Origin of the sequence: Corynebacterium sp. KPL4035, from assembly GCF_037908325.1 — a bacterium.
GTDB lineage: Bacteria > Actinomycetota > Actinomycetes > Mycobacteriales > Mycobacteriaceae > Corynebacterium > Corynebacterium kefirresidentii.
The window spans coordinates 14,213-27,664 of the sequence record NZ_JBBMGF010000011.1; the positions used below are offsets into that span (position 1 = coordinate 14,213).

11 protein-coding genes and 1 tRNA gene are annotated in these 13,452 nt (G+C 58.0%); 8 read left to right on the forward strand and 4 right to left on the reverse strand.

Annotated elements, in window-relative coordinates; translation table 11 throughout:
- Positions 1-39: 39 nt before the first annotated feature.
- Together lysA and argS are read right to left on the reverse strand one after the other, a co-directional pair.
- On the reverse strand, positions 40-1,377 hold the full coding sequence (gene lysA, locus WMP96_RS09830; RefSeq protein WP_340433178.1) for a diaminopimelate decarboxylase: 1,338 nt from the start codon (positions 1,375-1,377) through the stop codon (positions 40-42).
- Positions 1,378-3,030: an arginine--tRNA ligase gene (gene argS, locus WMP96_RS09835; protein WP_340433181.1), complete on the reverse strand. Its 1,653-nt coding sequence runs from the start codon at positions 3,028-3,030 to the stop codon at positions 1,378-1,380.
- A 210-nt stretch (positions 3,031-3,240) separates the two neighbouring features.
- Between argS and WMP96_RS09840 the strand changes: the two genes are divergently transcribed.
- From WMP96_RS09840 to WMP96_RS09860, 5 genes are all read left to right on the forward strand, one after another.
- Positions 3,241-4,026 (forward strand): (Fe-S)-binding protein, encoded by a 786-nt coding sequence (locus tag WMP96_RS09840; protein WP_049361528.1) that lies wholly within the window; start codon positions 3,241-3,243, stop codon positions 4,024-4,026.
- The gene (locus WMP96_RS09845) at positions 4,026-5,531 is read left to right on the forward strand and encodes a lactate utilization protein B (RefSeq protein WP_049361405.1); all 1,506 of its coding nucleotides are present in this window, start codon (positions 4,026-4,028) and stop codon (positions 5,529-5,531) included. Before WMP96_RS09840 ends, WMP96_RS09845 begins: the two co-directional genes overlap by 1 nt.
- The gene (locus WMP96_RS09850) at positions 5,528-6,148 is read left to right on the forward strand and encodes a LutC/YkgG family protein (RefSeq protein ID WP_239206816.1); all 621 of its coding nucleotides are present in this window, start codon (positions 5,528-5,530) and stop codon (positions 6,146-6,148) included. Before WMP96_RS09845 ends, WMP96_RS09850 begins: the two co-directional genes overlap by 4 nt.
- A 118-nt stretch (positions 6,149-6,266) precedes the next feature.
- Positions 6,267-7,838, forward strand: a complete 1,572-nt coding sequence (locus WMP96_RS09855) for an alpha/beta fold hydrolase (protein ID WP_301716583.1) — start codon at positions 6,267-6,269, stop codon at positions 7,836-7,838.
- Between the two features lie 53 nt (positions 7,839-7,891).
- Positions 7,892-7,965 (forward strand) — tRNA-Arg (locus WMP96_RS09860).
- A 69-nt stretch (positions 7,966-8,034) separates the two neighbouring features.
- Here the strand turns inward: WMP96_RS09860 and WMP96_RS09865 are convergent.
- Both WMP96_RS09865 and WMP96_RS09870 read right to left on the reverse strand, forming a co-directional pair.
- On the reverse strand, positions 8,035-9,819 hold the full coding sequence (locus WMP96_RS09865) for an oleate hydratase (protein ID WP_340433187.1): 1,785 nt from the start codon (positions 9,817-9,819) through the stop codon (positions 8,035-8,037).
- A 137-nt stretch (positions 9,820-9,956) separates the two neighbouring features.
- Positions 9,957-10,754, reverse strand: coding sequence for a MerR family transcriptional regulator (locus WMP96_RS09870; RefSeq protein ID WP_301716581.1), 798 nt, complete (start codon positions 10,752-10,754; stop codon positions 9,957-9,959).
- A gap of 99 nt (positions 10,755-10,853) precedes the next feature.
- Between WMP96_RS09870 and WMP96_RS09875 the strand changes: the two genes are divergently transcribed.
- From WMP96_RS09875 to WMP96_RS09885, 3 genes are read left to right on the forward strand one after another with little or no spacing between them, the layout of a single operon-like run.
- Positions 10,854-11,360, forward strand: a complete 507-nt coding sequence (locus WMP96_RS09875; protein ID WP_301716580.1) for a hypothetical protein — start codon at positions 10,854-10,856, stop codon at positions 11,358-11,360.
- 2 nt (positions 11,361-11,362) lie between these two features.
- Complete coding sequence (locus WMP96_RS09880) at positions 11,363-12,262, forward strand: ABC transporter ATP-binding protein (protein WP_301716579.1); 900 nt, start codon at positions 11,363-11,365, stop codon at positions 12,260-12,262.
- Positions 12,263-12,265: 3 nt separating this feature from the next.
- The gene (locus WMP96_RS09885) at positions 12,266-13,432 is read left to right on the forward strand and encodes an ABC transporter permease (protein ID WP_301716578.1); all 1,167 of its coding nucleotides are present in this window, start codon (positions 12,266-12,268) and stop codon (positions 13,430-13,432) included.
- Positions 13,433-13,452 lie beyond the last annotated feature (20 nt).

Here is a 13,452-nt window from a genome sequence, read left to right on the forward strand (position 1 = left end):
GAATTAAATTAGACCTTGTGGCGGGGCTGCGGGCGCCGGCTAGTCGACCTCGAGGGAGAGAAGATCCTCGATGGTCTCGCGCCGCAGCATTGGCTTGGTATGTCCCACGCGCGTTGCGACGACCGCGGGGCGCACCGCACCGTTATAGCGCGAGGACATCATGTACTGGTAGCCGCCGGTAGCTGCAAAGGCAATCAAGTCTCCCGGCTGGATATCATTGGGTAGCTCGCCATCCTCAAGGAGGATATCTCCGGATTCGCAGTGGAAACCCACCACGCGGGAGGGAACCTCTTCCCCATCACTGAAGCGGTTGACCACGCGCACGTCATACGCCGAACCGTAGAGCGCCGGGCGAATATTGTCTGACATTCCGCCGTCGACTGAGATATAGCGCCGCAGCGGCAGATCGGACTTGCCGGTTTCTACATCCTTGACGGTACCCACGCGGTAGACGGTCACCGCAGAGCCAGCGACCAAGGAGCGACCAGGCTCAACTAGGAGGAAGGGAGCCTCGATGCCCAACTCCTCTGCGGTGTGCTTGACCGCACCGAGCATATCGCTGGCCACGCGCTCGATATCCAGTGCCTCTTCATAGGGCATATAGGGAATGCCGAAGCCACCGCCCAAATCGAGCTCTTCCAATGTCACGTTCAGTTCGGTGTAGATCTGACGGTACAGGCCCATTACGCGCTCAGCGGCAAGCTTGAAGCCTTCCGCGTTGAATACCTGGGAGCCCACATGGCAGTGCAGGCCGCTCAAGTGCAGGTTCTCTGCCTCCAAACATCGCTTGGCCGCGGCGAAGGCCGCACCGGTGGCTAGCGAAATGCCGAACTTTTGATCCTCATGCGCTGTAGCGATGAATTCATGCGTATGCGCATCCACGCCCGGCTTGACGCGGATCATGACCGGCTGCACCTTGCCCGCTTCCCCAGCGATGCGATTGAGTTCTTCGAGTTCGTGCTCATTATCGATAACGACGTGACCCACGCCGGCATCTACACACAGCCGCAGGTACTCTTCGTCCTTATTATTGCCATGCGTGGTAATGCGCTCGGCCGGGAATTCTGCCGCCAGTGCAATCTTGAGCTCGTTGAGAGAGGCCGCGTCCAAGCACAGGCCTTCCTCATTGACCCAATTCACGATCTTTTTGGAAATGAATGCCTTGGAGGCATAGTGCACATGCTCCGGGCCGCCAAAGGCACGCGCCATGTCTTGGCAGCGGGACCGGAAGTCATCTTCGTCGAAAACGTAGAGCGGGGTGTGGAACTCCTCCGCCAAGTCCGGCAGCGGAACGCCAGCGATGGTAACTACGCCGTCTTCCTCGCGCTGCGCATTGCGCGGCCAGACATGGGCGGGCAACTCATTAAAATCCGCCATTTACATCTTCTCCGGGGTGCTTACGCCCACCATGGTCAAAGCATTAGCCAGGACCACGCGGGCTGCCTGTGCCAATGCCAGGCGGGCACCATGGATAGGAGCCTTCTCCTCGCCGGCCTTGGGCAGGACCTGGCAAGAGTCATAGAAACGGTGGAATACCGCAGCGAGGTCTTCGGCGTAGCGGGCAATGCGGTGCGGTTCGCGCAACTGCGCTGCCTCTTCCACTACGGCCGGAAATTCACCCAGCGTACGGATGAGATCTCCCTCGCGTTCGTGTGTAAGCAGGGAAAGGTCCGCACCTTCGGCATCGACACCCAGCTCGGCTGCCTTGCGGCCGATAGAGCACAGGCGGGCGTGGCCGTACTGCACGTAGTAGACGGGGTTATCGGAGGACTGGGATTCCCACAGGCCGAGGTCAATATCGATGCTCTGGTCCACAGAGGATCGCACCAGGGAGTAACGGGAGGCGTCCACGCCGATGGCGGCCACGAGGTCCTCCATGGTGATAACTGTGCCCGCACGCTTGGACATGCGCACCGGCTTGCCATCGCGCAAAAGGTTGACTAGCTGGCCAATTAGTACCTCGACAGCATCGGCATCGTAGCCCAAGGCGGCAGCTGCCGCTTTCAAGCGCGGCACATAGCCGTGGTGGTCCGCACCCAGCATGTAGATATTCAGATCATGGCCGCGGTCGAACTTATCAGCCACGTATGCGATATCGCCTGCGATATAGGCCGCATTGCCATCAGACTTAACCACCACGCGGTCTTTCGAATCACCGTAGTCGGTGGATTTGAGCCACCACGCATTCTCGGCCTCATACATATTGCCTTCAGCCTTGAGCTTGTCCAGCGCAGCGTCGACCGCACCGGACTCAAAGAGGGAGTTCTCGTGGAAGTAGACATCAAAGTCCACGCCAAACTCATGCAGAGATTGCTTAATCTGCGCAAACATCATCTCTACGCCATCTGCGCGGAAGGCTTCCTGCACTTCTTCATCGCTGCCCTCCAGGGCGGATGGATTCTTCTCCACCACGGCCGCAGCGATGTCTTGGATATAGGCTCCGCCGTAGCCATCCTCCGGAGTTGGCTCGCCCTTCGCAGCCGCCACGAGGGAGCGGGAGAAACGGTCAATCTGGCCGCCATGGTCATTGAAGTAATACTCGCGGGTAACCTCCGCGCCGGATGCCTCCAGCACGCGACCCAAGGAATCTCCGACTGCGGCCCAACGAGTACCACCGAGGTGGATCGGACCGGTGGGGTTAGCGGAGACGAATTCTAGATTGACCTTCTTGCCCGCAAAGGAATCATTAGAGCCATAATTCTTTCCGGTGCGGAGAATCTGCGCGACGATCTCCCCCTGGGCATCGGCACCGAGGCGAATATTAATGAAACCAGGCCCGGCGATGTCGGCCTCCGCAATGGCGTCATTTTCCGCTAGGGACTCTGCTAGCCAGCCACCCAACTCGCGCGGGTTAGCTCCGGCCTTTTTGGCCACCTGCAGTGCCACATTGGTGGCATAATCGCCGTGTTCAGGATAGCGAGGGCGTTCGACGTTTACCGTTTCCGGCAAGACGGAGGAGTCAAGGCCATGGCTTTCCATGACCTTGGTGGCAGTTTCTTTAATCAGTGTGGCCAAATCAGCTGGTGTCATGTCGCACGATTCTAGTGGACTGAAAAGTCAAGTGTGAAAAGGGCCGGGCCCTAAAACTCCCCTTTACTGCACAAACGGCTGATAAACACTTTCTGCAACACTAATATTGCAAAATAATCGCTGGTCAACGAGGAGACGCATTACGCACGTACTGCTTAAAGGGAGTAAGGTTGTGGCTACCCCATGTCAAAAATCAACGAGGAGCACCGTATGCGCATTGCGCTATTTTCCACTTGCATTGGTGACGCCCTTTTCCCGGACGTACAAAAGGCAACGGCACTGGTTCTCTCCCGCTTGGGCCACGAGGTGGTCTTCCCGGAAGAACAGACCTGCTGCGGCCAGATGCACATCAATACCGGCTACCAAAAGGAAACGTTGGGCATGATCCGCTCTTATGCGGATGCCTTCGCAGATCCCTCTATTGACTACGTAGTTGCGGCCTCCGGTTCCTGCGTGGGCGCTGTTCGTGAACAGCACGAGCGCATCGCCGACCGTTTCGGCAACTCCGCCGACGTCGACGGCGCCCGCAAGACCACCCAAAAGACCCTGGATCTACCCGAATTCTTGGTCGACGTTGCCGGCGTGACCAATGTGGGCGCATTCTTCCCGCACCGCGTGACCTACCACCCCTCCTGCCACGGCTTGCGCTTCCTGAAACTGGGCGACCGCCCGCTGCAGCTGCTCCAAGAAGTAGAGGGCATCGACCTGGTCACCCTTCCTAATAAGGAAGAATGCTGTGGCTTCGGCGGTACCTTCGCAATCAAGAATGCGGAAGTATCCCGCGCGATGGTCACGGATAAGACCCGCCACGTTAAGGAGACCGAAGCAGAATTCGTCACCGGCGGTGACTCCTCCTGCCTGATGAACATCGGTGGTGCCCTGAGCCGCCAGCGTTCCGGTGTCCGCGCCGTTCACATGGCTGAGATCTTGGCTTCCACCAAGGAGCACCCATGGACTCCTACCTCCGCCGCCTACTCCAAGGAGACGATGCTCTAATGACCTCTTTCCTCGATACCACCCCACCGCGTGCGCCGGAAGGCTACGGTAACCTGCGCGGCAGCAAGGCCTTTGTTCCCCTCGCACACGTTGGCCTAAACAACGCCACCCAGCGCCACAACCTGCAGCATGCCACTACCTCCATTCGTGAGAAGCGCTCTGGCGCTGTAGAAGAGCTGGATGATTGGCAGGAGCTGCGCGCCGCTGGTTCCGCAATTAAGGAAGATGTCGCCGCCCGCATGCCAGAACTGCTCGAGCAGTTCGAAGAGGCAGTTAAGGCGCGCGGTGGCACTGTCCACTGGGCACGCGATGCCAAGGAAGCTAACCAGATCATCGAGGGTCTGATTCGCGCCACCGGCGAGACCGATGTGGTCAAGGTTAAGTCCATGGCCACGCAGGAAATCGGCATGAACGAGCACCTAGAGGCGGCCGGCATCAACGCTCGCGAGACCGACCTCGCGGAGCTCATCGTGCAGCTGGGTGAAGATAAGCCATCCCACATTCTGGTTCCGGCTATCCACCGCAACCGCGCGGAGATTCGCGATATCTTCGTCAACAAGATGCCGAACACCGATGACTCCCTGCAGGCAGAGCCGGCCGAGCTGGCAGAGGCATCCCGCCAGTTCCTGCGCGAGCAGTTCATGAAGGCCAAGGTTGCCATCTCTGGCGCCAACTTCGGCGTAGCAGAAACCGGCACCATCAACATCGTGGAGTCCGAGGGCAATGGCCGCATGTGCCTGACCCTGCCGGAGACCCTCATTACCGTCATGGGCATTGAAAAGCTGGTTCCTACCTTCCAGGACCTGGAAGTCTTCCTCCAGCTGCTGCCGCGTTCTTCCACCGCGGAGCGTATGAACCCATACACCTCCATGTGGTCCGGCGTTACTGAAGGCGATGGCCCGCAGAACTTCCACTTGGTGCTGCTGGATAACGGCCGTACCGCGGCCCTGTCTTCCCCGATTGGCCACCAGGCCCTCAAGTGCATCCGTTGCTCGGCCTGCCTGAATGTTTGCCCGGTCTACGAGCGCGCCGGCGGCCACGCCTACGGCTCGGTCTACCCTGGCCCAATTGGTATTTCCCTGACGCCGCAGCTCACCGGCATGAAGGACCACAACGATCCTTCCGCCAGCCTGCCTTATGCTTGCTCGCTGTGTGGCCGCTGCGACGAGGTTTGCCCGGTTAAGATTCCGCTTTCTGACGTCATTTTGGAAAACCGTCACCAGAAGGTCACCCACGCCACCCCACCAATCGAGCCGAAGCTCTTCAAGACCATCCAGCTGCTGTGGAGCAACCCGAAGCTGTGGAACAAGGCAACCCACATGGTCGCCCTGGGCCGCATTCTGGGTGGCACCAACAAGACCATCGAATCCCTGCCACTGTTTATGTCCGGTTGGTCTGAAGGCCGCGATACCGCGGTTCCACCAAAGAAATCCTTCCGCCAGTGGTTCGAGTCCGAAGAAGGCAAGGAACTTCTTGCCGAGGCCCGTGAGGAGTCCAAGAAGTGAACGCAAAGCAGGAAATTCTAAACCGCATCCGCTCCGCTCAGAAGCAGGCTGGTCTTCCCGACCACGTTGACGCCCCGCGCGACTACCAGCACGAAGGCACCCTGAACGCGGACGAACTGCGCGATATGCTCATTGACCGACTCGAGGACTACAAGGCCGAGGTGCACGTCACCGAGGAAGGCGAGCTGAAGCAGGCCATCGCCAAGATCCTTAAGGATCGCGAGTGCAACGACATCCGCTATGCCGAGGGCATGGACGCTAGCCTCTTCGAGGGCTTCGATGCTAAGCCGGACGATAAGACTGTCGATCCACGCACCCTCAATGAGACCGACGCCGTTGTCACCTTGTCTCACGTCACCTCCGCCCAGACCGGCACCATCGTGCTCGAGTCTGATGAGCGCTGCGGCCGTCGCGCGCTCACCCTGGTTCCGGATCGCCACCTGTGCATCGTTCACCAGGATGAGATCGTCTACGGCATCCCCGAGGTCATCTCCCGCATGAACCCGGAGAAGCCAGCGACGTGGATCTCTGGCCCGTCCGCTACCTCTGATATCGAGCTCACTCGTGTCGAGGGCGTACACGGCCCGCGTGACCTCATCGTCCTCATCGTCAAGTAGGTGCATAGCCCTCGCCCCGGCCGGTGAGGGCACCCACCTACTGTGAATATGATGCCAAAAGCATCAAAAAAGCATAGGCTAGGTCTACCAATTATTTTTTATTCTGGAGACCTAACCTATGCTTTCTTTTTCTTCTAAGTTTGCGGCCACGCTCGGTGCTGCTGCGGTCACGATTGGTGTTACTGCACCGATTGCCACGGCCGCGCCACAAGACACCAAGCCCGCCATTGCCTGGGAAGACTGCCCAGAGCAGGTGGACATCGACAGCGCCGAGTGTGGCCGCATCGAGGTCCCTACGTACTACGACAACCCACAAGCCGGCACCATTAGCGTCGGCTTCGTGCGCGTTCCCGCCGCCAACCCAGGCGCCCGCCGTGGCGCGTTGTTTACCAACCCTGGTGGCCCAAGTGGCGATGCCTATGAATGGGCCGGCAATACCGCTATTCCGTGGCCACAGGCCGTGCGCGATGAGTGGGACACCATCGGGGTACAACCGCGTGGCCTGCCCGGCTCTACCCCGGTCAAGTGTGATGCCACGGCCACCAGCAATCCGCTCCAAGGAAGCCTCCAGGTAGGAAAGCTCACCCGCGATGCCTGCGAAAAGAACACTCCGGGCTATACCAACTCACTGACCACTGCGAATACCCTGCAGGATTGGGAAATGGTGCGCCGCGCCTTGGGTGAAGAAAAAATTGACATCGCCGGCACCTCTTATGGCACTTACCTCGGCTCCGCCTACGCCACCAAGTATCCAGAGCACACCGGCAAGGTCTTGCTAGATTCGGGTATGAGCCCCAAACTGGCGTGGAATGGCATCTTTGCTTCGCAACAGCGCGGCTATGAAAAGGGACTGCACGATCTCTTCGGGTTTATTGCCAAAAATGACGCCAAGTACCACCTCGGCACCACCCCGCTGCAGGTCTACGAAAAGTGGTCACAGAAGGTAGCCCGCGAGGCAGGTGTACGCCCTACTGTTTTGCCACCGAATGCCAAGATCGGTGACCTCCCACCAGGGCTCGAGTTTGCCGGCCAGCCCGGCGCGGACATCATGACCGCTACCGGCCCGCTGCGGGTGCAGGCAGAGTTTCTCAGCCAGAAGATTCAGCAGCCCAATGCTGTGCAAGTGTCCTCCCCGCTTTTGGGCATGACGCGCCTCCTCGTGCCGGTTCCTGCACAGTGGGATGCCTTTGCTAAGCACTTAAATGGCAGCGAGCCTATGGATGCCGAGCAGTCTGACCCAGAGGCACTGCGAAAACATCAAGAGTCCGTCGCTCAAGCAATGAATATGCAAAACCTCATCGTCTGTAATGAAAACACCGTGCCCGGCAATCCGCTGCTGTATCCGAGTTATTTATGGGCCAACTTCGTCAGCACTGATCCCTTCACCCTCATCAACTCCCTGTACGGTTCCGGCGCGGGCTGTGGTGGCCGTGCACCGGTCACGGGCCAGGCGCCTCTCGACGGCTCTAAGCTGGCCACCAAGCCCCTCCAAATTCAGGCGACGGGCGATCCACAAACGCCGTACCAGTACCACACGAGCCTCTCCAAGCCGATGCAGTCCCGCGTAGTCACCGTCCATGGTCCCGGCCATGCGCACTTTGCCTCTGGGAATAAGGTTGTCGACGACATCGGCGTGCATTACCTGCGCACCGGTGAAGTCGCTACCACCGACGCCCCAGGGTTGATTTAGTCCCCCACTACCCCATGCGCTAAAATCACATCGTTGGGAATTTTCCCAGCGATGTCTCCGTAGCTCAGCGGATTAGAGCATCGGTTTCCGGTACCGAAGGTCGCAGGTTCGATCCCTGTCGGGGACACAAGTACTCCCCACTCTCAAGCGGATATTTGCCTGAGAGTGGGGAGTAGTCGTTTTGCAGTACGCCTGATTAGCCCTTGTGCTTGAGCAGACCTGCTTCTTGCAGGAGTTCACCGATCTCGTTGTCTTCCAGCTTGTCTAGGAAGTGCTTACGCATAAACCGGCCGGCCTTGGTGTCACGGCCATTGCCAAGTGGCTCGCCGTCGCGTAGCTGAACGGTGGCGTCGAGAAGCGTGCGTACATCGAAGGTGGAATTGAATACCTCCGGTACGCCACGCTCCAGATCCATAAGGGTATAGACCGCTTCCATTGGTGTGCGAACCGAGTACTCGGTGGTAAAGATGCAATCACGCTGAGCAGATTCGGAGAATTGGCCGATGAATGCAAAGTTCTTCGCACCTTCCGGCACCACATCCGGGCGGTCGCCAGCCTGACGCGGCATGAAGAACGCCGTGACGTAGGGCATCATGACTGGAACGGCCTTAGCGCCCGTTGCAGCCATCTCATCAATCTGGTCTACCGGAACGCCGAGGTGATAGAGCCACTCGCGGGTGATTTCCTCACCAGTGGATTCCTCGATGGTCTTGCCGGTGTAGTCACCTGGGCGATCAGAATAAAGGGCGTAGACCCAGACCACGATTTGGTCGTCCGGCTGATTCTTAAAGTGGGGCTGGCGGTTCACGGTCCAAGACATCAACCAGTTGGAGTCGCGGGCGGTAACAATACCGCCGGTAACGACCTTGCCGGAGAAGGGGTCCCGCTTGGCAATCTTTTCGATGTAGCGTGGGATGCGCTCGTCCAGCGTAGTCACCGTGCAGGATTCCCACTTCGTCTCTGGGATATGGCTGCCAAAAACGTCTGGGCGGCCAAAGGAATCATCTTTCGCCGCGATCTTGCGCCACAGTTCCCAAGCCGGTGCTGGACCTTCATTGAGCTTGGCTGCACGGTGGTGATTTCCGTTATCGGAATTTTCCACCAAGGAGCCAATGGTCAAAAATGCTAGATCATTATCCGTGAGGGACACACCGCCCTCTTTGCCGTTTTTCTCCCAATGGATGTAGGTGGCCTGCTTTTCCCCGTCGGCAATGCGGAAGTCTACGTCGGTCACGCGGGTACCGTACTCGAATTGCACACCGTGATCCTGCAGGTACTTTGTCAGCGGCAAAGCCAGCGATTCATACTGATTATACTTTGTGAATTTAAGCGCGGAAAAATCCGGGAGGCCACCGATATGGTGGATGAAGCGGTGGACATAGAGCTTCATCTCCAGTGCCGAGTGCCATTCTTCGAAGGCAAACATGGTGCGCCAGTACATCCAGAAATTGGACTCAAGGAAGTCTTCGCTAAACCACTCGTTAATACGGACATTTTCCACCTCAGCACGGGTGGCAAGGAAGAGCTTGATGAGTTCCTTTTGCGCCTTGCGAGTCAAAGTAAACTTGCCATCGGTGTGCGCGTCCTCGCCGCGGTTTACCGTCGCGCGCTGCAGGGAATAATTCGGGTCATCGCGGTTGAGCCAGTAGAACTCGTCCAATACGCTGGCGTCCTCGATCTCCAGCGAGGGCACCGAGCGGAAGAGATCCCACAGGCACTCGAAGTGGTTTTCCATTTCGCGGCCTCCACGGATGACAAAGCCGTCCTCTGGCTCTTTGATTCCATCGAGAGCGCCACCTGCGATATTGGATTGTTCGAGGATATGAATATTTTCCCCCGGTACCTGTGCATCACGTACTAGGAACGCGGCGGCAGAAAGACCAGCGAGGCCAGATCCGAGGATCCACGCAGTTTTCTCATCGGCCCCTTTCGGCTTACGGGGGCGAGCAAATGCTTCATAGTTACCGTTGGTGTAGCGCATGGCGAGCACTCCTTGCATAGACAATTGGCCTAAAGTTAACGGTAGTACCATCGAGCGCTCCCCGCGGAGAAATAAGCTATGCCGCACCACCATCCGGGGGTAGACATAAGCAAAACCTCAGAAACGGTTCCGGCTACCTATTTCCACTCCGGATGCACAGTATCTACCCCCTGCGCCTGAGCTGCACATTCGATTGCATCCGCCAGCCACTGAGCAAGCCCCTCCTGCTGCGCCTCATAGTGATCCCGGAAGCGCTCATCGGCAACGTATCCGCGTGAGATTAAGAAGTGCTTTGCCGGCGTGACAGGAAAGAAGGCACTGAGTGCTGCGCGGTGCTTGTCGACGAGTCCCTGGGCCTCCTCCGACCCCGCAGCCACACCGCTCGCTACGGCCTGGGCCAGCTCCTTTTCGACCTCAGCGACTCCGGCTTGCGCATCGCTCCAGTCTTGCATCGACCAGTCGGCAGTACGCTGTTGATACATAGCCCAGTCCTCGCTCGATCCATAGGCCTCTTCAGCCTCTTGTTGATGCGCGGCAAAGTTGGCATCGCCGACGATTTGTCCGATTTCTTCCACAGTGAGCTTTCGGTTATTCATTGCATCCTCCATCAAGGTGTCAATTGCTGCCAACATGTCAGTAAGACTGTCGCGCTGTGCGAGCAGGCTTTCTCTTTGCCTCCGCAGATGCTCCACATCGGAGGCACCGCCATCTAGCAGCTGTTTAATATCGGTCAATTTCATACCGGTAGCGCGGTAGATCAGAATCTTCTGCACGCGGGCGCAGTCCTGTTCGGTATAGAGCCGGTAATTGGACCAGCTGCGCCACGTGGGAGATAGCAAGCCTTGCGCCTCCCAGTGGTGCAAGGTGCGCACCGTAATACGAAAAAGCGCTGCTACCTCGCCAACGGTATAAAGAACTTCATCGATGTCGTCCATGGCTTCATTGTCGCGCCTTACGTTGCGTCAGGGTCAACCTCAAAGAAAAATCTGCAGAAACTATTGCCAGAGTGTTGGGTTTATGCAACACTTAAATACATGACAGCAAACGACGCCCCAGTTTCAACAACGATCCGCGCCAAACGGTTCCGCCGTCCCGGCCCCACCCGTGGATTAATCGCATCAATGTATGGCTGCGTAGCTGTATCCGCGATTTTCCTCATCCTCGCATTGGCGCTTTCTTCTTACTGGGCACTGTTAGCCATGTCTATAGCAATGGTGCTCTCTTGCATTCCGTGGACCATTCTGCGGGTATCCATTGATTCCAAAGACCGCAAGCCGCTGTCCTCTCTTGATGAGTACGAGGCCCAGGTCCTCGACCAGTGGCGCCGCAAGGCTTTCCAGCTGTCTACCGCCCTACTTTTTACCGGCGGTCTGGTCACCCTCCTCGTAGGAAATTGGTTCCTAGGCGGAGGCATTACCGGCACCATTGGCACCAAATATTTGCTTGGAGCTGGCTACTACCTGCTCTTTAGTTACTTCATCTCTGCCACCCTGCCCGCTGTCGGCTACGCACTGACCTTCAACCAGAACTCGGAGGACTAAACATGCCCACTTTGACCATCGACCACCTCAATAAGTCCTTCGGGGAGACGCAAGCCCTGCGGGATATGACTTTTAGCGTTGGCGAGGGCGAAATCTTCGGGTTCGTCGGCTCCAACGGCGCCGGAAAGTCCACCACCATGCGCATTGCACTAGGTGTGCTGGCAAAAGACTCCGGCGAAGTCTACTTTGATGACGCCCCGATTAATGACGATAACCGCCGCCGCATTGGTTATATGCCAGAAGAGCGCGGCCTCTACGGGAAAGAACCGCTGCTCAGCCAGTTGGTATTCCTTGGCACGCTGCACGGCATGGATAAGGCCGCCGCCAAGCGGGCCGGCGCTGAGCTCCTTGAACAGCTGGGCTTGGGCGAGCGCATGGACGATAAGCTCGATGACCTCTCCTTGGGCAACCAGCAGCGAGTACAGCTCGCGGCCTCCCTTATCCACGACCCAGACATGTTAATTCTGGACGAGCCCTTTTCCGGGCTGGACCCAGTTGCGGTCAACGTCATGTCAGATATGCTGCGCGAGCGCGCCAACCGTGGCGTGCCCGTCATTTTCTCCTCGCACCAGTTGGACTTGGTGCAGCGTTTATGTGACCGCGTGGGCATTGTGACGAAGGGGCATATGGTGGCTGAAGGGGGCGTCGATAAGCTGCGCAGCCAAGGCCCTCCTCGCTTCGAAGTCGCTACCCCAGCACGCGGCTGGTATCCGGAAGGAACCGAGTTGGTGGCAGAGACTGCCGACGCCGTGGTACTCCAAGCAGACCCCAGCGTCGATGACCAGACAATCCTACAAGCCGCATTGGCTGCAGGCCCGGTCCATTCCTTCGGCCGCAAGATCCCAGACCTGACCGAGCTTTTCCAGGACGTTGTCACCAGCAACCAGAATGAGGAAGCCTAAGCCATGCAGTATTCCGCAATGAAGACCATCGGAGTTGTAGCCAAGCGTGAAATGGCAGTCGCGCTGAAGTCGAAGATGGTAGTGGGCACTATGCTGCTCCTCATCCTCGGCGCCATTATCGCCCCGATTGCTATCAGCTTCTTCAGTGGCGATGACGAACCTGATTCCGTAGCCGTCGTGGGAATGGAAGAGTCCGCCTTCAAAGACTCCGGCATCGATGCCACCGCGGCGAAAGACCGCGCAGAAGCCCAGCAATTGGTGGAAGATGACGAGGCCGATGCCGCCCTCGTTCCGGCAGAGAACGACGGCTGGGATCTGTTGAGCAAGGGCGATACGCCTGCCGCGGTGACTACTACCGTCAACCAAATCGTTTCTTCTCAAGCACAAGCAACGGCGCTGGAGAAGCTCAATATTGACCCGCAGGAGCTAGAAAAGGCTACCCCGTCGACCACGGTAAATCAGGTGAATCTAGAAGAAGAGGACAGCACTGAACAAAAGATGGCCGGCGTAGCCACGGTCCTCATTGGCGCAATGGCAGTGGTCTTTTCCATCATGACCTTCGCTGGCCTGATTGGCGGCCGCGTCACGGAGGAAAAGTCCTCCCGCGTGGTGGAAATTATCTTATCTTCCGTGCGCCCGGTGGACTTCCTAGCCGGCAAGATTTTGGGCAATACCATCGTCGGTTTCTTGGCCACCCTCCTCATCCTGGGCGGTGGCGCGATTTCGATTGCTGCGTCCGGCCTGGCTAGTGACCTCGAGCTGGACTATGGCTTGGTAGCCGTCCTCCTTGTAGGCGAGATTCTAGGCCTGCTTTTCTTTGGCAGCCTCTACGCTGCAGCCGGCTCCATGGTGCAGCGCACCGAGGATCTCCAGTCCACGCAGGCACCGATTCTGTTCCTTGTCTTTGCCACCATGTATGTACCGATGTTCGGCTGGATGCACCTGGATGCCACGTGGATGCAGGTTATGACCTGGTTGCCGCCGGTTTCTATGCTGGTTGCTCCGATGCAAGTAGCCGGGGGCAACCTCAGCTGGTTGGGCTTGCTAGCTAGCTATGTGCTCATGGCTGTGGTGACCGCACTGATTATCGTGCTAGTCGGACGCATCTACCGCCGCGCCATTTTGAATAATGGACGCAAGATGACCTGGCGCCAGGCGGTGGGCAAATAAAACAATCCGGCTCCCCGCCG

What these genes read in the sequence shown, in the direction of transcription:
- lysA (WP_340433178.1), bottom strand. Translation starts at nt 1,377, where the DNA reads ATGGCGGATTTTAATGAGTTGCCCGCCCATGTCTGGCCGCGCAATGCG.
- argS (WP_340433181.1), bottom strand. Translation starts at nt 3,030, where the DNA reads ATGACACCAGCTGATTTGGCCACACTGATTAAAGAAACTGCCACCAAG.
- WMP96_RS09840 (WP_049361528.1), top strand. Translation starts at nt 3,241, where the DNA reads ATGCGCATTGCGCTATTTTCCACTTGCATTGGTGACGCCCTTTTCCCG.
- WMP96_RS09845 (WP_049361405.1), top strand. Translation starts at nt 4,026, where the DNA reads ATGACCTCTTTCCTCGATACCACCCCACCGCGTGCGCCGGAAGGCTAC.
- WMP96_RS09855 (WP_301716583.1), top strand. Translation starts at nt 6,267, where the DNA reads ATGCTTTCTTTTTCTTCTAAGTTTGCGGCCACGCTCGGTGCTGCTGCG.
- WMP96_RS09865 (WP_340433187.1), bottom strand. Translation starts at nt 9,819, where the DNA reads ATGCGCTACACCAACGGTAACTATGAAGCATTTGCTCGCCCCCGTAAG.
- WMP96_RS09870 (WP_301716581.1), bottom strand. Translation starts at nt 10,754, where the DNA reads ATGGACGACATCGATGAAGTTCTTTATACCGTTGGCGAGGTAGCAGCG.
- WMP96_RS09875 (WP_301716580.1), top strand. Translation starts at nt 10,854, where the DNA reads ATGACAGCAAACGACGCCCCAGTTTCAACAACGATCCGCGCCAAACGG.
- WMP96_RS09880 (WP_301716579.1), top strand. Translation starts at nt 11,363, where the DNA reads ATGCCCACTTTGACCATCGACCACCTCAATAAGTCCTTCGGGGAGACG.
- WMP96_RS09885 (WP_301716578.1), top strand. Translation starts at nt 12,266, where the DNA reads ATGCAGTATTCCGCAATGAAGACCATCGGAGTTGTAGCCAAGCGTGAA.